This window comes from Neobacillus oceani (assembly GCF_046237595.1).
Classification (GTDB): Bacteria; Bacillota; Bacilli; order Bacillales; family Cytobacillaceae; genus Bacillus_D; species Bacillus_D oceani.
In genome coordinates this window covers 2,902,267-2,920,273 of record NZ_CP143543.1, presented here as the reverse complement: position 1 = coordinate 2,920,273, position 18,007 = coordinate 2,902,267, and the positions used below count along the sequence as shown (strand labels likewise).

Annotated in this window: 21 protein-coding genes, 1 pseudogene and 1 riboswitch; of the genes and pseudogenes, 16 read left to right on the top strand and 6 right to left on the bottom strand. The window is 45.7% G+C overall.

Annotated elements, in window-relative coordinates:
- Positions 1 to 30: 30 nt before the first annotated feature.
- Positions 31 to 324: pseudogene (locus tag V1499_RS14780) on the top strand (helix-turn-helix domain-containing protein); the annotation flags it as partial.
- Between the two features lie 44 nt (positions 325 to 368).
- Positions 369 to 1,433, top strand: coding sequence for an IS3 family transposase (locus V1499_RS14775; protein WP_409276251.1), 1,065 nt, complete (start codon positions 369 to 371; stop codon positions 1,431 to 1,433).
- Between the two features lie 64 nt (positions 1,434 to 1,497).
- Here the strand turns inward: V1499_RS14775 and V1499_RS14770 are convergent, their stop codons facing one another.
- Positions 1,498 to 1,680, bottom strand: coding sequence for a DUF2759 domain-containing protein (locus tag V1499_RS14770; RefSeq protein WP_316572031.1), 183 nt, complete (start codon positions 1,678 to 1,680; stop codon positions 1,498 to 1,500).
- Positions 1,681 to 1,840: 160 nt separating this feature from the next.
- On the opposite strand from V1499_RS14770, the gene V1499_RS14765 reads away from it, so the two are divergent.
- Positions 1,841 to 2,482, top strand: a complete 642-nt coding sequence (locus V1499_RS14765) for an MBL fold metallo-hydrolase (protein ID WP_409270650.1) — start codon at positions 1,841 to 1,843, stop codon at positions 2,480 to 2,482.
- Positions 2,483 to 2,518: 36 nt separating this feature from the next.
- Positions 2,519 to 3,607, top strand: coding sequence for a class I SAM-dependent methyltransferase (locus V1499_RS14760; protein ID WP_409270649.1), 1,089 nt, complete (start codon positions 2,519 to 2,521; stop codon positions 3,605 to 3,607).
- A gap of 568 nt (positions 3,608 to 4,175) precedes the next feature.
- On the opposite strand, the gene V1499_RS14755 is transcribed toward V1499_RS14760, so the two are convergent.
- Together V1499_RS14755 and V1499_RS14750 are read right to left on the bottom strand one after the other, a co-directional pair.
- Positions 4,176 to 4,418, bottom strand: coding sequence for a DUF2626 domain-containing protein (locus V1499_RS14755; protein ID WP_316572034.1), 243 nt, complete (start codon positions 4,416 to 4,418; stop codon positions 4,176 to 4,178).
- Between the two features lie 85 nt (positions 4,419 to 4,503).
- Positions 4,504 to 5,205 (bottom strand): helix-turn-helix transcriptional regulator, encoded by a 702-nt coding sequence (locus V1499_RS14750; RefSeq protein WP_409270648.1) that lies wholly within the window; start codon positions 5,203 to 5,205, stop codon positions 4,504 to 4,506.
- Between the two features lie 344 nt (positions 5,206 to 5,549).
- Between V1499_RS14750 and comGA the strand changes: the two genes are divergently transcribed.
- Genes comGA through V1499_RS14705 form a run of 9 tightly spaced genes read left to right on the top strand, consistent with a single transcriptional unit; the run spans position 5,550 to position 10,307 of the window.
- Positions 5,550 to 6,635 (top strand): competence type IV pilus ATPase ComGA, encoded by a 1,086-nt coding sequence (comGA, locus tag V1499_RS14745; RefSeq protein WP_409270647.1) that lies wholly within the window; start codon positions 5,550 to 5,552, stop codon positions 6,633 to 6,635.
- A complete protein-coding gene (gene comGB, locus V1499_RS14740) occupies positions 6,622 to 7,653 on the top strand; it encodes a competence type IV pilus assembly protein ComGB (protein ID WP_409270646.1) in 1,032 nt (343 codons plus the stop codon). The genes comGA and comGB overlap by 14 nt, the downstream gene beginning before the upstream one ends.
- 13 nt (positions 7,654 to 7,666) lie before the next feature.
- Positions 7,667 to 8,005, top strand: a complete 339-nt coding sequence (comGC, locus tag V1499_RS14735; RefSeq protein ID WP_409270645.1) for a competence type IV pilus major pilin ComGC — start codon at positions 7,667 to 7,669, stop codon at positions 8,003 to 8,005.
- Positions 8,005 to 8,442, top strand: a complete 438-nt coding sequence (comGD, locus tag V1499_RS14730; RefSeq protein WP_409270644.1) for a competence type IV pilus minor pilin ComGD — start codon at positions 8,005 to 8,007, stop codon at positions 8,440 to 8,442. Before comGC ends, comGD begins: the two co-directional genes overlap by 1 nt.
- Positions 8,426 to 8,758, top strand: coding sequence for a type II secretion system protein (locus tag V1499_RS14725; protein WP_409270643.1), 333 nt, complete (start codon positions 8,426 to 8,428; stop codon positions 8,756 to 8,758). The genes comGD and V1499_RS14725 overlap by 17 nt, the downstream gene beginning before the upstream one ends.
- A complete protein-coding gene (gene comGF, locus V1499_RS14720; protein ID WP_409270642.1) occupies positions 8,709 to 9,182 on the top strand; it encodes a competence type IV pilus minor pilin ComGF in 474 nt (157 codons plus the stop codon). Before V1499_RS14725 ends, comGF begins: the two co-directional genes overlap by 50 nt.
- Positions 9,182 to 9,565, top strand: a complete 384-nt coding sequence (comGG, locus tag V1499_RS14715) for a competence type IV pilus minor pilin ComGG (RefSeq protein ID WP_409270641.1) — start codon at positions 9,182 to 9,184, stop codon at positions 9,563 to 9,565. The genes comGF and comGG overlap by 1 nt, the downstream gene beginning before the upstream one ends.
- A gap of 11 nt (positions 9,566 to 9,576) precedes the next feature.
- Entirely contained in the window at positions 9,577 to 10,098 is a 522-nt protein-coding gene (locus V1499_RS14710) for a shikimate kinase (protein ID WP_409270640.1), read from the top strand.
- Between the two features lie 26 nt (positions 10,099 to 10,124).
- Entirely contained in the window at positions 10,125 to 10,307 is a 183-nt protein-coding gene (locus V1499_RS14705) for a YqzE family protein (protein WP_316569625.1), read from the top strand.
- A gap of 42 nt (positions 10,308 to 10,349) precedes the next feature.
- Here V1499_RS14705 and V1499_RS14700 read toward each other — a convergent pair whose 3' ends face one another.
- Both V1499_RS14700 and V1499_RS14695 read right to left on the bottom strand, forming a co-directional pair.
- Positions 10,350 to 11,141 (bottom strand): YqhG family protein, encoded by a 792-nt coding sequence (locus V1499_RS14700; protein WP_409270639.1) that lies wholly within the window; start codon positions 11,139 to 11,141, stop codon positions 10,350 to 10,352.
- Positions 11,119 to 12,807, bottom strand: coding sequence for a DEAD/DEAH box helicase (locus V1499_RS14695; RefSeq protein ID WP_409270638.1), 1,689 nt, complete (start codon positions 12,805 to 12,807; stop codon positions 11,119 to 11,121). Before V1499_RS14695 ends, V1499_RS14700 begins: the two co-directional genes overlap by 23 nt.
- Positions 12,808 to 13,138: 331 nt before the next feature.
- Positions 13,139 to 13,226, top strand: a riboswitch (glycine riboswitch).
- Positions 13,227 to 13,471: 245 nt separating this feature from the next.
- On the opposite strand from V1499_RS14695, the gene gcvT reads away from it, so the two are divergent.
- The 3 genes from gcvT to gcvPB are packed head-to-tail and all read left to right on the top strand — an operon-like array spanning position 13,472 to position 17,394.
- Positions 13,472 to 14,578, top strand: coding sequence for a glycine cleavage system aminomethyltransferase GcvT (gene gcvT / locus V1499_RS14690; protein WP_409270637.1), 1,107 nt, complete (start codon positions 13,472 to 13,474; stop codon positions 14,576 to 14,578).
- A gap of 16 nt (positions 14,579 to 14,594) precedes the next feature.
- Positions 14,595 to 15,941 carry an aminomethyl-transferring glycine dehydrogenase subunit GcvPA gene (gene gcvPA, locus V1499_RS14685; RefSeq protein WP_409270636.1) on the top strand — a complete coding sequence of 449 codons (1,347 nt, stop codon included), beginning with the start codon at positions 14,595 to 14,597 and terminating at the stop codon, positions 15,939 to 15,941.
- Positions 15,934 to 17,394 (top strand): aminomethyl-transferring glycine dehydrogenase subunit GcvPB, encoded by a 1,461-nt coding sequence (gene gcvPB, locus V1499_RS14680; protein ID WP_409270635.1) that lies wholly within the window; start codon positions 15,934 to 15,936, stop codon positions 17,392 to 17,394. Before gcvPA ends, gcvPB begins: the two co-directional genes overlap by 8 nt.
- 189 nt (positions 17,395 to 17,583) lie before the next feature.
- Here the strand turns inward: gcvPB and V1499_RS14675 are convergent, their stop codons facing one another.
- Positions 17,584 to 17,967: a rhodanese-like domain-containing protein gene (locus V1499_RS14675; RefSeq protein ID WP_316569631.1), complete on the bottom strand. Its 384-nt coding sequence runs from the start codon at positions 17,965 to 17,967 to the stop codon at positions 17,584 to 17,586.
- Positions 17,968 to 18,007: the final 40 nt, after the last annotated feature.

The following is an 18,007-nucleotide window of genomic DNA, read 5'->3' as shown; positions in this document are numbered from 1 at the left end:
GAACAAATTCTAACTTTTGGGGTGTTTTTTATGGTCAAATATGATGAGGGATTTAAGCAAAAGGTAGTAGACGCTTATTTAGCCGGTGAAGGTGGATATGCTTCCTTGGCGACTAGGTTTGGAATTCGAAGTAAAACCAATATAAGAAAATGGGTCAGTGCGTTCCATCAATTCGGGAAACAGGGCTTAATTACTAAAAAAGCATCTACGAATTATCCTGTTCAATTTAAATTAGATGTCCTAAACTATAAGGTAAGAACAGGAGATTCCCTTGAAGAGGTTGCTAGAAAATTTGGCATTACTGAACCGCCTATGATTCTTAATTGGTTGAGGAAATGGCAAAATGAAGGTATTGAAGGGCTCTCTAAATTAAAGGGGCGTCCATCCGTGTCCAACAAGCCGAAGAACAAGAAAAACGAAAAGAAAATGACGAAGGAAGAACAACTTTTAAAAGAAATAGAATTACTGCGCGCGGAGAATGCCTATTTAAAAAAGCTCCGAGCTTCAGGGATAAATATTCCGAGCCGACTGCTAAAACAGAATCCAGGATCATCCATGAACTCAGAAAAGAATTCAAATTAGCTGTTATCCTTGAAGCTACAGGTTTTCCAAAGGCAACCTATATGTATTGGCAAAAGCGATTTAATGAACCTAATCCAGATGAAGAGATTGAAAGTATTATCCAGGATATTGTAGATAAACATAATGGAAATTATGGTTATCGTCGAATTGATATGGAATTACGTAAGAGAGGTTATATCGTAAATCACAAAAAAATCCTTCGGATCACCAATAAGCTGGGTATTATTTGTACCTCATACACACGTAAATCTCGCAAATATAGCACTTATAAAGGAAGCATAGGTAAAATTTCTAAGAACCTTGTCAACCGCAGATTCCATACAAGCATCCCGCATCAAAAATTAACAACTGATACATCTGAATTCAAATACTACATGACCGACTCTGATGGGAAGATGATTATCAAGAAGGCTTATTTAGATCCGTTCCTAGATATATTTAATGGGGAAATTCTATCATTTCGGTTCTCGGAACGCCCCAACGCAAAAGCAATATTGGATGCTCTAGACGAAGCAATTGAAATAACAAAAGATTGCCCCTATCGAACTACTATACACTCTGATCAAGGCTGGGGTTACCAAATGAACACGTACGTTAAGAAACTGAAAGATAATGGCGTCTTTCAAAGTATGTCACGGAAAGGAAACTGTCTCGATAATTCACCAATGGAAAACTTCTTCGGAATAATGAAGCAGGAAATGTATTACGGTAAAGTTTATCATTCATTTGACGAGCTTAAGCAAGCAGTGACTGATTATATTTTTTACTATAACAATGAAAGAATAAAAGCAAAATTGACTGGCATGAGCCCGGTTGAATACCGTCTTCATACCAGCCAACTAGCTGCTTAAATATTTTGGTCTAACTTTTAGGGTTCAGCACACAATCATCCGGGAGTCCTTTTTGTTATTAATTTTATGTTCCGGTAGGGTAACCACTTTTCAGGATTGTCATGAATGTGAACCAGCCAAAAACAAGGAATGTCGCAACGGCAAAAAATAGTCCGAGGAAATTTTTATTTTTTAGTGAGGTAAATGAACTATATCCCGCCAGCAAAGTAACAAGTGCGAAAATAATAACAAGCCCTACTTTAAGCATATTTAAAAGCCCCCTTTACCATATAGTCTACGGGCGCAATGCCCGGCCCCATTATGTAGCAAATCATTTCCATTCGAATTCAATTCTATATTTTTTTATCGGATTTGTCGAGCATTAGTGTACAATAAGGCTATCAAATAGTGCAACAGGAGGTTTTCACATGAATTGGTTTCCGGTCCCGCTTGGCGGCTTGCAGACGAATTGCTATATCCTATCCCGGGAAGACCGAACATGCCTTATTTTTGATCCGGGGGAAGAAGGGAAAAAACTTATCAATATCCTGGCGGAAAAAAAGCTTGAGCCAAGGGCAATCCTGCTGACTCATGCGCATTTTGACCATATCGGAGCGGTTGACACAATCAGGGATCGTTACGGCCTCCCTGTTTATCTTCATAACAGGGAGGCAAAATGGCTTAGCGATCCGTCCTTGAATGGTTCAGGCTTATTTCCAGTCGGGCCACCGATAAGGGTCAGGGATGCGGATTATTTAATAAAGAATGAAGGAGAAATGACAGTAGACGGTTTCACATTCAATGTTTTTGAAACGCCAGGGCATTCTCCGGGAAGCGTCTCCTTTTATTTTTCCGAAAAAGGAATTGTCGTTTCAGGCGATGCTCTGTTCATGGGAAGCATAGGGAGAACGGATCTCCCAGGAGGAAACGAGAAGGAACTGATGAAGAGCATCCATTCAAAGCTTTTGGCCCTGCCTGAAGAGACGATTGTTTTGCCCGGCCATGGGCCTGCGACAACCATTGGCGATGAAATGGATACGAATCCATTCCTTCATGGATTCGGTCTATAGCTTTACGAAAGAGAAAAACGATAGGGGAGAAACTGCATGCTTTCTCATCTCGAGGATGTTATCGGGAAATCAAAAAACGGGCTGATTTCCTATGCGGACTATATAGGACTGGCCCTGTACCATCCCGTCAATGGCTATTATATGCGGGAATCCGAAAAAATTGGGCGGTCAGGCGACTTTATTACCTCTAGCAATGTTTCGGATATATTCGGCCGGATTTTTTCAAAGTGGTTTGCCGGGCATGTCGAAATAAATGGCGTTGCCCCGGCTGTTTGCGAAATAGGTGGCGGGAACGGCCGCTTTGCAAAAGCCTTCATGGAAGAATGGGCTAACCATTCTGGGGACAGCCTTACCTATACGATCATAGAGACAAGCCCGTATCACCGAAAGCTACAGCGGGAGGCGCTTGGTGGCTTTTCCGGCTTTTCGCAAGAGAGTGGGATTCAAAGCGTCCGCCATTTCAAAGGGCTCATCTTTTCAAACGAGTTATTCGATGCCTTGCCAGTCCATGTAGTCGAAAAAAAATCCGGAATACTCATGGAGGCCATGGTTGGCATGGACAATGGCCGGCTATTTGAAAAGCTTGTGCCATTAAAAAATGAGGAAGTCGCCTCTTTTCTGGAGGAAAACCGGCTTTTCTTGAACGAAGGACAGCGGATTGAAGTGCCATTGGCAATGGGAAAAATGGTGCGGGAAATTTCCCGTTCCCTTGAAGAAGGGATTGTCGCCACAGTCGATTATGGGCATACAGCTGAAGAGTGGATGTTACCCGAAAGGAAACAAGGAAGCCTGAGGGGATATATGAACCACCAGATGGTAAATGATGTACTTGCCTTTCCGGGAAGGATGGATATTACGACGCATATCCATTTCGATGCCCTTGTGAATGAAGGGGAAAAACAGGGCCTTGAAGCGCTCACGAAGTTGAGGCAGGATGAATTCCTGATTTCCGCTGGGATTCTTGCAGAATTTGAAGAACATTATGACCCGAACCCTTTTTCGGAAAGAAGCAGGCGGAACCGGGCGATCCGAAGCCTTGTGCTTCCTTCGGGGATGAGCGCATCCTTCCATGTCCTCCTCCAGCAAAAGGGATTGAGGCTTGGTGCTGATAAGATTTTTCCATAATGTATGATTATGATACATCTAGTTTAGAACAAAATGCGCAAGCGCCTTCGTGACAGGCAAAGACCGCCTGTCCCTGCGATGATTATTCTCAGGAGCTTTCCTTAGTGGTCAGCCCCGACAAGCATAAGACGGGGCCCGCAGGACACTGAATGGCATCCTGAATTCGCCCACGCACGAAGGAAATGCGAGCACAAAGGAAGGCTTCAACGAACTTACATCGCACAAATTATGCGGTAGCATAATTGAGGATTTCCGAGGACGGGCCAGCCCTCCGGAGGGAACCGGCTTATGACCTCGAGCTGTAACAAATCATCACTTTATCAAGCCATGATTTGTTACAAGATACTCAACGATGCCTTTTCGGGATGAAAACTGGCTAGGCGCTCCTCGGAAAAGAAAAACACTTTTCCTTCGTGCGATGCTATGCTGCCGTAGCTTTCCTTGTGGAGCTGGATTACAATAACTTTTTTCGAGTTATCCTCTAAGTTTCATTTTAAAATTTCCTACACAACAAGAAAAACCGCCGGGGAAGTTGGCTCCCCGGCGGTCTTTTTGAGCAAATCTGGAATTAATGGCCCCCGCCTAACGGCATCATGAAGGTAGTCCAGTAGGTGAATCCAGCAAAGAAGATTGTCAAATAAGCCCCAAAAATGTACATATACATGCGTTCTGATAATTTAAGATAGCTAAGAAGAACAAAGAATCCGGTCTGTGCCAGGAAAAGCAGCGCCGTTTTTGGCATATGCCCCAAGTAAAACATCACCGTGAAAATCCCGGTCCAGAACCCGAGCACCCTGTACATTCGCTCCATATGTAACCCTCCCTTTTACCCGTGATACCATCGTACCATATTATAAGATAAAAGAGATGGAAAAGTAAACTATCGTCTCCAAAACTTAGTTGGACACCAGTGCCTGATAGGTGCAAGTGTCGCAGCCGTTCGCGATACTCTGATACTCAATCAGTTCGGCAGATTCGAATAACGCTTCAAACATGCCTTTCAAAAATTCATGGTGCATGCTGCATACTGCTTCTGAATGATCTACGGCAACTTCCTTGAACGGGCAGTTGTAGATTTGGAAAAATATCTTTGTCTTATCGTCATTCACTTCAAATTCGGGATAAAAGCCCGCAAGCGTGGCAGCGCTTTTCAAGATGGAGAGCTTCTGTTCAAAATCCAATTCTGTTCCGGACTGCATCCTTTTGGTGATTTCCTGTTCGATTAGTTCCGCGCCGAAACGCTTGCCAGTTAAATATAAAGCTTTTTTTCCCTCTTCCCCTAGTGCCAGCATGGTTTGAATTGCAACTTTTGACAAAAGCATATAGTCGCGGTAGGGAAAGTGGAGTTGGATGACATCATCGGAAAGCCTATAAAGCCTGCTCGGCCTGCCGCCTTTTCCGGTCTTTTTCGTTTCAGATGAAAGCATGTTTACATCCTCGAGCTTTGAAAGATGCAGGCGCGCGACGTTCGGATGGATATTGAAATTGTCGGCTACCTCTTGGACTGTTACTTCCTGGTGGCGTTTAGTGATGTATTGATAGATGTAATACCTGGTTGGATCGGATAAAACGTTAGTTATTTTTAAAGTTTGCTCCATTATGGTTCACCTCGGACCCCTCAATTTATTCCATTATAATACAGCACTAATCCCTTTGGAATGAGGTTAACAATGTTAACACTTTATGTTTGGAAAGTGTTCACAATTAACCTATTGTCATCATACAAAAGCTATACAAATAATATACAAATTATATACAATGTTTCTGTCAATACTCGTTTTCTGAACATTTTCTTCAAATTCTACTTTTTTTCTGTGGGAAATAGTAAAAACCAGCTAGCAGGCTACTAACGAAGGGTGTGGGTTTGTTAACAAAAAATTCACAAATTTCATTTGGATGAAATTAGTATTTTTTTTGGATAGCTGTATAATGAAATTGAAAGGTGGTGTTTTCCATTGCTAGTGCCATAGAAACCCTCGCAGACAGAATTATCGCGAATGCTGTCGAGTATCATGCAACAGATATCCACATCCTCCCCCGTAAAGAAGATACGCTAATCCAATTCCGTATTACAAACAAACTAAGCCCTCGGATGTCCCTTCCAAAGGAAGAATGCGACAGGCTCATTTCCCATTTTAAATTTACCGCCCATATGGATATTGGTGAGCGGCGAAGGCCCCAGAGCGGCGCTGTTTTCGCCGAAGTCAATGGCCGTTCATTCGGGCTGCGGCTGTCAACCCTTCCGTCGAATAACCGAGAAAGCATGGTCATCAGGCTCCTGCCCCAACATGACAAATATTCCTTCGACCGATTGTCCCTCTTTCCGGGTATGGCAAGAAAATTGCTGAACCTGCTCAATCATTCCCATGGCATGATTATTTTCACCGGGCCAACGGGGAGCGGCAAAACCACCACCCTTTATTCCCTTCTTAATGAAACAGCGAGTAAATTCCATCGAAGCGTAATTACCCTTGAGGATCCAATTGAAAAGGAATGCGGTACCGTCCTGCAGGTTCAAGTGAATGAAAAAGCAGGAGTAACGTATGCCGCTGGGCTGAAAGCGATTCTAAGGCATGATCCAGATATTATCATGGTCGGGGAAATCCGTGATGCTGAAACAGCCAGGGTGGCGGTGAGGGCCGCAATGACCGGGCATCTCGTACTTACAACAATGCACACAAGAGACTCGCCGGGGGCAATCCATCGGCTTCATGAGTTTGGGGTGAACTGGCTTGAGGTTGAGCAAACGCTTGTCGCCGTTACCGCCCAGCGGATTGTCGAATTGATCTGTCCTTATTGCAGCGGGGAATGTTCCCCTTTCTGCCATTCGAGCGGGGTGAGGAAAAGGGCGAGCGTCTTTGAGCTTCTTTCCGGAAAAGCCCTTGAAGCGGCCATTCTATCCTCGAGGGGAGAAACGGTAAAAGTGGAATACGAATCATTAGGCAAGGCAATCCTGAAGGGGATTGCACTCGGTTATATTAAAGAATCGGAATATGAAAGGCTGGTATTTTCCCATGAGGAAGCGTAAATGGCCTTTAAAGGATCAGGCGGAATTCCTGAAAAAGGCGGGGGAGCTGCTCCAAAGGGGATACCACCTGTCGGAAGCAATTGAATCATTGTCATATCAGCTTCCGGGAACACGGAAGCGGGACCTGGAACACTGTTTGAGCCTTCTTAAAAATGGCGTCCCTTTCCACAAGGCTCTTGAAGATATGGGGTTTAATAGAGAGTTATCCGGATACGTCTTTTTCGCGGAGCAGCATGGCAACTTTGCGGAGGCAGTACTAGAAGGGAGCAAAGCCCTGCTCAATCGGGACAGGGATGCCAGGAAACTGATGAAGCTAATGTATTATCCACTACTGCTGCTCGCCTTTACAAGTATTCTTCTTATTTTCGTCCAAAGGTCCCTCCTGCCTCGCTTTTCACTTTTATTTGATTCCATGGGCCTGAAGGCCAACTTTTTCACTGTCTTTATTTCTACCATTGGACAAGCGCTCCCTATTCTCGGAGGAATTGTCTTATCGACGATATTCATAGGCACCGGACTTTATCATTTCAGATTCAAAACCCTTCCCGTCTTGGCACAAAGAAAGCTTCTCCTACGACTTCCATTCGCAGGAAGCATCCTCAGAATCCTTCATACCCATTACTTTTCAATTCAATTGTGCTATTTGCTTTCAGGGGGACTTTCCGTTTTCGATGCACTTTCTTTTTTCGTGGAAAATAAGAAACAGGAATTTTACAGAGAAGCGGCGGGGCTCATTAAAGAACAGCTTGCTGGCGGAGAAAGGCTCGAAGCAATCCTAGCATCTATGCCTTTCTTTGAGGATGAATTACCAATGGTCGTCCGCCACGGGCAGGAAAACGGCAAGCTAGAGGAAGAACTGCGATTTTACAGCAAACATTGCCTCTCTAAACTTGAGGGGAAAGTAGAAAAAATGACCAGGACAATCCAGCCGGTTATCTTCCTGGTAATTGCATTGCTCGTCATTAGCATGTACATGGCGATTTTACTGCCCATGTTCCATATGCTTGACGGTATTTGAAGGAGGAGAAAAAATGAAGCGCATACTAAAAAACACTCAAGGTTTTACATTGGTGGAAATGATGGTCGTCATGCTTGTGATTACAGTTCTGCTTGTAATCACCATCCCGAATATCGCAAAGCATAATGAGAATATCAATGCAAAAGGGTGCGATGCGTATAAAAAAATGGTCGAGGCCCAAGTACAGGCATTTGTGTTGGAAAAAGGGATATATCCTTCCTCAATCGGCGATTTGATTGCTGGTGATTACTTGCCTCCAAATGCCGGCGGCTGCCCAGGCGGTAAAACAAAGCTGACAATCGGCCCGAATGGGCAGGTAATTGAAACGACGGAAGTTACAGCAGCCCAATGATGGCGTCTGAAAAAGGTTTCAGCATGGCCGAAGCCCTGATTGCATTGGCGGGATTTCTGGCGATTTCAACAGCTAGCCTTGCTATCACGATACCCCTTTATGAAACAGCCAAGAAGGAGGCATTCTTCAATGTTCTAAAGGCGGATCTTTACTATTCCCAGCTCTATGCGATTTCACATCAGCGGGAAGTGACATTCAACATCGTACGGGATAAAAATTATTATTATTCACACGAAAGATTCGATATGCCGCTCGTCACGAATCGTTGGTATCCGAAGGAAATCAATATTACAAAAGGTTCCATGCCGTTATCTTTTAAATTCCTTGTAGACGGGAATGTAAATATGTTTGGTTCATTCTTTATCTATGTGGATGAAGAGAAATACAAAATGACGATCCAGATTGGCAGGGGAAGATTTTATGTTGCGGCGGAATAATGGTTTTTTCCTTGTTGAGATGCTTTTGTCTTTAACCGCTCTTGGAATAGCCGCCTTGTTCCTTATACCCTCACTAGTATTTCTTTGGGAGAAAGGTGAACGAATCAGCCTTGAAAAGAACGCCAGGCAGCTAATGTATTCCGAGCTGATCCGAACAGTGTCGGAAGGGTCGGGGCCTTTTTCCCATATAGAGAAAATTGGCGTTACCAACTATACAATCTACATCAAGCAGTCTGGAAATGGGAGCAGGGAGGTTTGTGTATCTTATGAACATCCAGCCACAGGGACAGGAACAGTTTGCGGATTTGTTGAATGAAAGAGGATTCAGCCTTGCCGAAATGCTCATCGCATTAGGGGCTTTTTGCATCATTGCCTATCTGCTCCTTCCTTCCATATTGGTTATAGCAAGCAATAAGAGCCATGCAGGCCATAGGCTGCAGGAAATGGAATGGGATGTTTTTTTCAATCAGGCGAAAAAGGAAGTAAGGATGTCAAGCTCTGCCGAAGTGGTGTCTGGGAGGCTGATCATGAAAAACGGGAAAGATACAATCATTTATGAAAAGTATGGAAACCTGCTTAGGAGAAGGGTTAATGTTAGCGGCCATGAGGTCCTGATCCAGAAGATTGCATCAGCCTCGTTCTCAAGGGATGGGCAAACCATCACCATTTTCCTCAAAGATTTAAATGGTAAGGAATACAGAGGCAGCATCCATTCTTTCGTAAATTGGGAGGGCGGCTAATGCCTAAAGGCAATGGTGGATTCACCTATCCATTGACGTTGGCGGTGCTTTTGGCGATCTCTGTCACGCTCACCGCGGCATCGGAACTTTTGCTAATTGAAACAAGGATGGCAAAGGAGATTGAAACAATCCAAATCCAGGAATATTACATGATTAGCTCCCTGAAGAAAATTGAAAAATCCTTTCAGGAAGGAAGCGGAACTGCCACAGGCGGGAGTTTTGCGTATCGGAGGGGCCTTGTTGCATACACCGTTTCCACAGCATCGCCGGGTACCCTTAAGATCACAATTTCCGTTAAAGTAGACGGCGCAATTCCTGTTGAAGGATACGGATATTATGACATTCCGCTTAAAAAGATGGTAAAATGGATGGAAAAAAACTAACGGAGCTGGATATGGAAACTATCATATTAATCGGATTCATGGGTTCGGGCAAATCAACAATCGGCAGGCTATTGGGGGAAAAGCTTGGCCAGAGGGTCATCGATACGGATAAGGAAATTGTCAGGCAGGAAGGGAAAAGCATAAGCGAGATATTTGCTGAATTTGGTGAAGCTCGTTTCAGGGAACTGGAAACATCTGTGCTAAAAGCACTTCCTGAATACGATACAATAGTGGCGACAGGCGGGGGAGCCCCGCTTAAAGAAATGAACCGGCTCGTGATGAAAGAAAAAGGAATTGTCATTTTCCTCGACGCCCCCGCTGATGAAGTCCTTTTAAGGCTCAGGGACGACCACTCACGCCCTCTCCTTAAAGGCAATAAGGAAAAGGAAATCCGCGAGCGGCTAATCAGTAGGATGCCAATCTATCTGGAAACAGCGGATATCCGGATTGATACGAGCGGGAAAACACCCGAAAAAATTACGGAAGAGCTTATCGCCAGTTTGAAAAAACGGGGGCAAGGGCATACTTGCTAACAGGGAATTGAAAGCAGGTGTGCTAAATGAAAACCAATGACTTTGTCCACTATATAGCCCAGTCGTTCGTAAAATATGCTGACCAGCCGAAAGATGAGCGAAAGAGGCTCCGCACTGCCAAAAAAGAGGCAAGGGCCTCCTTTTGGTACCGGTGGTTTGGCATTCTGCCTTATATCGTCTATCTAGGTGTGAAAAGAAAAAAACAATGAGAAACGGGCCACCCGTTTCTCATTTTTCTGAACGCAAAAACTTCATATGGCATTATCCTTCAGATAAAAAAGCCCCCCGTTGATGAGCGAAATTATCACCTTTGGTTCATACTGCTCCTGCAGGGCTTTTTTCTCAATTTGGTAGCTTTCCGAATATTCGTCTGATGAACCTTCGTAAAAATGATTAAGAAGGCGCTCGTCCTTTTCCCATCTTTCAATCGCCGCTTCCGCCCATGTATGATCTTCAAGTTCAATACCCGACCTTAAATAATTCTCTACCCTGATAAAGCCGCTCTTTGGCATGATTAGCGGGGAGATTGTATACGAATAATCAGGGATTTTCGGTGTTAAAGGAATGGACAGCAGTCTATCATGAAACCCTTCAACGACTCTCCCGTTAATCAAATGGAGTCCAACCGACCTTAAAACATCCCTCTTTCGATCACATTTATATGAGACTTTCACGTTAAGTACAAGCCATGGAAGAAGGGGAGTCTGCCTTCCCTCTTGATGGAGGTGGTATTGCCGGGTGAACCGCGAAAGCTTCTTTGCCGATTGAAAGATTTGGTGCAGGCGGGGAGAACCAAGATGAATATGCTCGCCCTTTAAATCCGGAGGGCATTTTTCCTGATCTGTTATAAACGTAACTGATATTGGGTTTGGAGCGCCGCCTGTCTTTTCCAAGTAGTGCCAATAAAAGGGGCGGTTCATAAGTTCCTTATCAATTTGTTCTGTAAGCTGGACTGTTAGATGGCCAGGGGAATGTTCGGTTACTTCACAGTCGTTCGACTGGAAATAATCCGCGAGAAACTTATGGATTTCCTGCTGCAGCATGCTGTGTTCCCTCCCTGTAACGATTCGCGAATTCGACCATCGATGCCAGGTTTTCCATTTTAATCCTCATTTCGCCTTCTGTTAAGGAATGGCCGAAGATATCTGCCAAGTGGTCCTCCATATTGCCGAGCTCCAATTTTGCGAGAATATCATCCAACTCCCCAATGACCTTTTCGAATAAATGGATTTTTTCATATAAAAGCTTGAGGACGTGTTCTTCCATCGTATCCTTTACCGCAAAATTATAGATTATGACATCTTTCTCCTGCCCAAGCCGATGGACACGTCCAATTCTTTGCTCGAGCCTCATGGGGTTCCAGGGAAGGTCGAAATTGATGATATGGCTGCAAAACTGCAGGTTTATACCTTCGCCGCCTGCCTCGGTGGCAATTAACACTTGGGCGTGTTTTTGGAACAACTCCTTCATCCAGTCCTTTTTTCCCCTTTTAAAGCCCCCGCGGAAGGGAACCGAGCTGATGCCATGCTGCTTCAAGTACCATTGCAAATAGAACTGTGTTGCGCGGTATTCCGTGAATATAATCACCTTATCCCCGATCGTTTTAATTAATTCAAGCGCTTTTTCGGCTTTCGAGTTTCGGTCCACCCGGTTAACGAGTTCAATCAGCTCATTGATTTTACTTTCGAATCTGGCAGAAGGGCCTTCTGTGCGGAGGAGCATATTTTTCAATGTGTAATAAACCGCTTCCCTGCTGCTGCAAGCCTCGCGCTGCAAAGTTATTAAGGAGAACGCGCTTGTTTGGGCCCAATCCCCGGATGAACGCAAATCCGTAATGGCATCATAAAGGCTTCGCTCCGTCTCGGAAAATTCAATCGGGATGGTTTGGACATGCCGCTTTGTCCACTCGATACCGGTATCGCCACGCCGGTTCCGGATCATCACTTTATTAACAAGTTCCTTTAAATTCGCATCATCGGCAAGGGTACGTGAATCTTTCCTGTATTTATCATAAAAGGATGACTCGTTCCCGAGGTGCCCCGGTTTCAGAAGCGACACTAGATTGAAAATCTCCTCGATTTTGTTTTGAATCGGCGTTGCAGTCAGAAGGAGGCAGAATTTCTTTTTCAGATTTTGGACAAATTCATAATTTTTCGTTTTGTTATTTTTCAATTTATGGGCTTCATCAATGATAACCATATCATAGTCCTGTTTATAGACAAGTTCCCGGTGGGGAGCCCTTTTGGCAGTATCGATTGATGAAACAACCACGTCGCTTTGGTCCCACACGTATGCTTTTTTTTGGGTAACCGCCGGAATGTGGAATTTGGAATTTAACTCCATTGCCCATTGGGTAACGAGGGATGCCGGGACTAAAATCAGCACTTTTCTGACCAGCCCCCTAATCATGTATTCTTTCAAAATTAAACCTGCCTCAATCGTTTTGCCAAGGCCGACTTCATCAGCAAGGATTGCTTTGCCATTCATGTTTTCAACCACTTGCTTCGCGGCTTCGAGCTGGTGCGGGAGAGGGGTAAGCCCGGGAAGGTATTTTGGCGCCTGCAGCCCTTCAAATTCAGGAATCGCCAAATGCTGTTCAGCCGCAATAGCAAGCTTGAATAGTTCCCAGTTCCCCCATGGGCCGTCCTGGCCAATCCTTTGCAGGAAATCGTCGTGCCAGGAAGTATCGATGTCAATTTGAACAGGCATGACGTTATGCTCCTTTCCAAAAGGTTGAAAGAATGCGCCAGAAACTGTAAACGCTTTCTTTTTTTGGGGCAATCCCCGGCAATAACCTATAAAACCGTTGCCCTTGCGAATGGTTTAATGGTAGGATGGAGGTAGTTTTAAAAGTTTCAATTATTGCAACAATCTCCGCTCTCACTTGTTTTCCGCACTGCGGGAAGGCTTTCGCCAGACCGGTACAGTAAAGGGAAGGCGGTGGACCAGGCTCCGCATCTACATGCACAGCCGGGAAATCCCAAACTTGAAGTTTCGCTGAATGTTAGTATAGCCCGTTTGAAAAATATTATAATAGCGGATGATAACAAGGGGAGAGACTACGCCAGTAGCGCCGAAGGAGCAAGCAATTATGCGAATCTCTCAGGCAAAAGAACTCTTGTTGGACGCAGCTCTGGAGAGCGCTTTACATAGGATGAAGCCACCAAAGGGGAAAACCTGCCAACAGGTAAACTTTCAGGTGAAAGGACAGAGACCTCTCTTACGTTTAGGGGAGGGCTCTGTCCTTTTTTGCAAGGAAAAGATTTTTCCGTCAAATAGAGGAAGTAAATGGACAAACTGGGCCAGTGAATAAGGGGTTTTTTGTGGAAAATTGAAACTTGTTGAGAAATCATCAAAGAAGGGGGATTAAAGTATGGCAGAACTCAAGCGGACGCCGCTTTTCGAGGTATACAAGGAATACGGCGGGAAAACGATTGATTTTGGCGGCTGGGAATTGCCCGTCCAATTTTCAGGTATTAAGGAAGAACATGAGGCTGTAAGGACGAAGGCTGGATTATTCGATGTTTCCCACATGGGTGAAATCGAAGTGAAAGGGCCAGACAGCCTGAAATTTTTACAAAAAATGATGACAAACGATGTTTCTAAGGTACGGGAAGGGGCAGCGCAATATACAGCGATGTGCTACGAAAACGGTGGCACGGTTGATGATTTGCTCATTTACAAAATGGGGCCGGACCATTTCCTGCTTGTAGTCAATGCTTCCAACACGGATAAAGATTATGAATGGCTAAAGGAACATCTAGAAGGCGATGCTACGGTGGAAAACCTTTCTGATAAATACACCCAGCTTGCCATCCAAGGCCCTCTTGCAGAGAGTGTCCTTCAAAAGCTTGCCAAGGAAGACAACCTATCCGATATTGGTTTCTTCAAGTTTAAGGATGGAGTCGACCTGAATGGCGCGAAAGCCCTTGTCTCCAGGACAGGATACACTGGGGAAGATGGCTTCGAAATTTATTGCGACCCTGCCGATGTAGTAAACCTGTGGAATGCCATCCTCGAAGCAGGTAAGGCAGAAGGAGTGCAACCATGCGGCCTTGGCGCCCGTGATACTCTTCGTTTTGAAGCGAACCTTGTTCTATACGGCCAGGAATTATCACCGGAAATTTCTCCTCTTGAAGCAGGAGTAGGCTTTGCCGTAAAGCTTAATAAAGAAGATAACTTTATCGGCAAGGAAGCGCTTAAGCAACAAAAAGAAAATGGCCTTCAAAGGAAGATCGCCGGAATTGAAATGATCGACAGAGGCATACCGCGCCATGGGTATCCGGTTTACTCAGGCGATGAACGGGTCGGCGAGGTTACGACCGGAACCCAATCCCCGACTTTGAAGAAGAATGTCGGCCTAGTCCTGATCAATACCGAATTTGCTGGATTGGATAACGAAGCTGAAGTTGAAATCCGCGGCAAAAAGCTGAAAGCGAAAATAGTGCCAGTACCTTTTTACAAAAGAGAAAAGAAATAATTAGGGGGGAATCCTGATGAAACACCGCTATTTACCGATGACGGAACAAGACAAAGCGGCCATGCTTGAAGCGATTGGCGTCGATTCCGTTGATGAGCTTTTTAAAGATATCCCTGAAAAGGTTCGTTTCCAGGGTGAATACAAGATTAAACCCGCAAAATCCGAAACGGAGCTAATGAAAGAACTTGCCGAGCTTGCAGGCAAAAACGCGGACTTCAAAAGCCATGCTTCCTTCCTTGGCGCAGGGGTCTATGACCATTACATGCCTGTCATTGTCGATCATGTCCTTTCCCGTTCTGAGTTTTATACGGCTTATACTCCTTACCAGCCGGAAATTTCCCAGGGGGAACTCCAGGCGATTTTTGAGTTCCAGACAATGATTTGCGAGCTAACAGGCATGGATGTAGCGAACTCGTCTATGTATGACGGAGGCACCGCCCTTGCGGAAGCGGCGACGCTTAGTGCCGGGCAGACACGCAGGAAGAAAATCCTAATATCGGAAGCTGTCCACCCAGAATCCCGCGAGGTTGTAAAAACCTACGCGAAGGGACAATACATTGAAGTGGTGGATATTCCAGCGAAGGACGGACTGACCGACCTGGATGCCTTGAAGGAGCTAGCGGGAGGAGATATTGCCGCTGTTATCGTCCAGTATCCAAACTTCTTTGGCAGAATCGAACAGTTGAAGGAAATCGAAGAAATCGCGCATGAGCATAAGTCAATGTTTGTTGTCTCTAGCAACCCATTGGCATTGGGCGTGCTTACTCCTCCGGGCAAGTTCGGGGCTGATATCGTTGTGGGTGACGCGCAGCCGTTTGGCATTCCTGCTGCTTTCGGAGGCCCGCATTGTGGGTATTTTGCCGTAACTGAAAAATTGATGAGGAAGGTTCCGGGTAGGCTTGTCGGCCAAACCCATGACGAGCAAGGGCGCCGCGGCTTTGTACTGACACTCCAAGCCCGTGAGCAGCATATCCGCCGCGACAAGGCGACTTCCAATATTTGCTCGAATCAGGCTTTGAACGCGCTGGCCGCGTCCGTCGCAATGACAGCCCTTGGCAAAAAAGGCGTCAGGGAAATGGCGGCTGCGAATATCCAGAAAGCGCACTATGCGAAAAAAGCATTGAAGGAAAATGGCCTTGAAATCGTCATGGATGGCCCATCCTTCAATGAATTCGTCATCAAGCTCAATAAACCAGTTAAGGAAATCAACCAGGCCCTTCTCCAAAAAGGGATTATAGGCGGCTATGACCTTGGCCGTGATTATAAGGAATTATCAGGCCACATGCTAGTCGCTGTGACAGAGCTGAGGACCAAGGAAGAAATTGATACATTTGCTAAGGAATTGGGGGATCTGCATGCATAACCAGGACCAGCAGCTAATTTTCGAGGTAAGCAAACCAGGCCGTATCGGCTACAGCCTGCCGGAAATGGATGTTCCCGAGCTTGATTTGAACGGACTCCTCCCGGTTGGCTATGTACGCGAGCAGGAACCGAATCTTCCGGAAGTATCCGAACTCGATATTATGCGCCACTATACCGCGCTTTCGAAGCGCAACCACGGTGTCGATTCAGGCTTTTATCCGCTTGGATCATGCACGATGAAATACAATCCGAAAATTAACGAAAATGTTGCGAGGTACAGCGGTTTCGCCCATATCCACCCGCTCCAGGACGAAAGCTCCGTACAGGGTGCGCTTGGCTTGATGTATGACCTACAGCAGCATTTAATCGAAATCACCGGAATGGACGAAGTAACACTCCAGCCGGCTGCCGGGGCTCATGGGGAGTGGACCGGGTTAATGATGATCCGCGCATTCCATGAAGCCAACAATGATTTGAAGAGGACGAAGGTTATTGTCCCTGACTCCGCTCATGGCACGAATCCCGCATCGGCGACTGTGGCCGGTTTTGAAACCGTAACGGTTAAATCAGATGAAAAAGGCCTGGTCGATTTGGATGACCTGCGCAGTGTTGTCGGTGAGGATACGGCCGCACTAATGCTAACCAATCCGAATACGCTTGGGCTTTTTGAGGAAAACATCCTTGAGATGGCGGATATTGTCCATGGTGCCGGAGGAAAGCTCTATTACGATGGCGCGAACCTGAATGCTGTCATGTCAAAGGCACGTCCTGGAGATATGGGCTTTGACGTTGTCCACCTGAATCTCCATAAGACATTCACCGGCCCACACGGAGGCGGCGGTCCTGGTTCAGGCCCTGTCGGTGTTAAGGCTGATTTGATCCCGTACTTGCCAAAGCCGATATTGACCAAACGCGACGACAAGTTCGTATTCGATTACGACAGGCCGCAGTCAATCGGCCGCGTCAAGCCGTTCTATGGGAATTTTGGCATCAATGTCCGTGCCTACACATACATCCGCTCCATGGGGCCGGATGGATTAAAGGCCGTAACCGAGTATGCCGTGTTGAATGCAAACTATATGATGAGAAGGCTGCAGCCGCATTTTGACCTTCCATTCGACCGCCACTGCAAGCACGAATTCGTATTGAGCGGCCGCAGGCAAAAGAAGTTAGGGGTCCGTACGCTGGATATCGCAAAGAGGCTCCTGGATTTTGGCTACCACCCGCCAACCATCTACTTCCCGCTTAATGTCGAGGAGTGCATTATGATTGAACCGACTGAAACGGAGTCGAAGGAAACCCTCGACGGATTCATTGATACAATGATCCAGATTGCAAAGGAAGCAGAGGAGAACCCTGAGATCGTCCAGGAGGCACCGCACACGACTGTTGTTGGAAGGCTGGATGAAACAGCCGCGGCAAGGAAGCCAGTACTTCGCTACCGCCCTGAATAAAAGAAAAGCGCCGGCGCTAGACAAAAAATAAACAATTATTACCTTTAAAAAAGCCCGCACAGACAATTGTGCGGGCTTTTGCTATGGCATCAAGTATAAGATAGTCGTACAGTTAATTACCGTCATTCGCCATTTTACGATGTTTTCCAAAAACAAAAGGCCTCCTGCATTTCTGCAAGGGCCCCGGCCTTATTTCTTTGCTTTAATTTTTCCGGACCATTTTTTGAATCCGCCTTCAAGCTGGCTTAAATCCTTATAGCCTTTCCTATAGAGGAATTGCGCCGCACGGCCGCTGCGCATTCCGCTTTGACAATATAAGTAAACAGGCAAGTCAGGTCGAATTTCCTTTATGCGTGTTTTCAATTGGGATAGCGGGATATTCCTTGCGCCAAGGATATGGCCTGCATTGAATTCATTCGGCTCGCGCACATCAATAAGCTGCGCTTTCCGGTAACCAGCGCGGAACTCGTCCTCCGATAGTGTTTTGACGATTTTCCGCTGATAAAGCCACATGATCACCGAGTAAACAATGAAACCGGCAATCAATACTAGCGTAAAATAGAGTGGACTCACGTTAAAGTACCCCTTTCAAGCTTTGCTGCAACAACAAGTA

Coding starts and splice junctions, on each gene's coding strand:
- comGC (WP_409270645.1), top strand. CDS start 7,667: ATGAAGCGCATACTAAAAAACACTCAAGGTTTTACATTGGTGGAAATG.
- gcvPA (WP_409270636.1), top strand. CDS start 14,595: ATGAAACACCGCTATTTACCGATGACGGAACAAGACAAAGCGGCCATG.
- V1499_RS14705 (WP_316569625.1), top strand. CDS start 10,125: ATGAAAACCAATGACTTTGTCCACTATATAGCCCAGTCGTTCGTAAAA.
- V1499_RS14700 (WP_409270639.1), bottom strand. CDS start 11,141: ATGCTGCAGCAGGAAATCCATAAGTTTCTCGCGGATTATTTCCAGTCG.
- V1499_RS14755 (WP_316572034.1), bottom strand. CDS start 4,418: ATGGAGCGAATGTACAGGGTGCTCGGGTTCTGGACCGGGATTTTCACG.
- comGG (WP_409270641.1), top strand. CDS start 9,182: ATGCCTAAAGGCAATGGTGGATTCACCTATCCATTGACGTTGGCGGTG.
- comGF (WP_409270642.1), top strand. CDS start 8,709: ATGAACATCCAGCCACAGGGACAGGAACAGTTTGCGGATTTGTTGAAT.
- V1499_RS14770 (WP_316572031.1), bottom strand. CDS start 1,680: ATGCTTAAAGTAGGGCTTGTTATTATTTTCGCACTTGTTACTTTGCTG.
- V1499_RS14725 (WP_409270643.1), top strand. CDS start 8,426: ATGTTGCGGCGGAATAATGGTTTTTTCCTTGTTGAGATGCTTTTGTCT.
- V1499_RS14750 (WP_409270648.1), bottom strand. CDS start 5,205: ATGGAGCAAACTTTAAAAATAACTAACGTTTTATCCGATCCAACCAGG.
- V1499_RS14710 (WP_409270640.1), top strand. CDS start 9,577: ATGGAAACTATCATATTAATCGGATTCATGGGTTCGGGCAAATCAACA.
- V1499_RS14760 (WP_409270649.1), top strand. CDS start 2,519: ATGCTTTCTCATCTCGAGGATGTTATCGGGAAATCAAAAAACGGGCTG.
- V1499_RS14765 (WP_409270650.1), top strand. CDS start 1,841: ATGAATTGGTTTCCGGTCCCGCTTGGCGGCTTGCAGACGAATTGCTAT.
- comGD (WP_409270644.1), top strand. CDS start 8,005: ATGGCGTCTGAAAAAGGTTTCAGCATGGCCGAAGCCCTGATTGCATTG.
- V1499_RS14695 (WP_409270638.1), bottom strand. CDS start 12,807: ATGCCTGTTCAAATTGACATCGATACTTCCTGGCACGACGATTTCCTG.
- comGB (WP_409270646.1), top strand. CDS start 6,622: ATGAGGAAGCGTAAATGGCCTTTAAAGGATCAGGCGGAATTCCTGAAA.
- gcvT (WP_409270637.1), top strand. CDS start 13,472: ATGGCAGAACTCAAGCGGACGCCGCTTTTCGAGGTATACAAGGAATAC.
- gcvPB (WP_409270635.1), top strand. CDS start 15,934: ATGCATAACCAGGACCAGCAGCTAATTTTCGAGGTAAGCAAACCAGGC.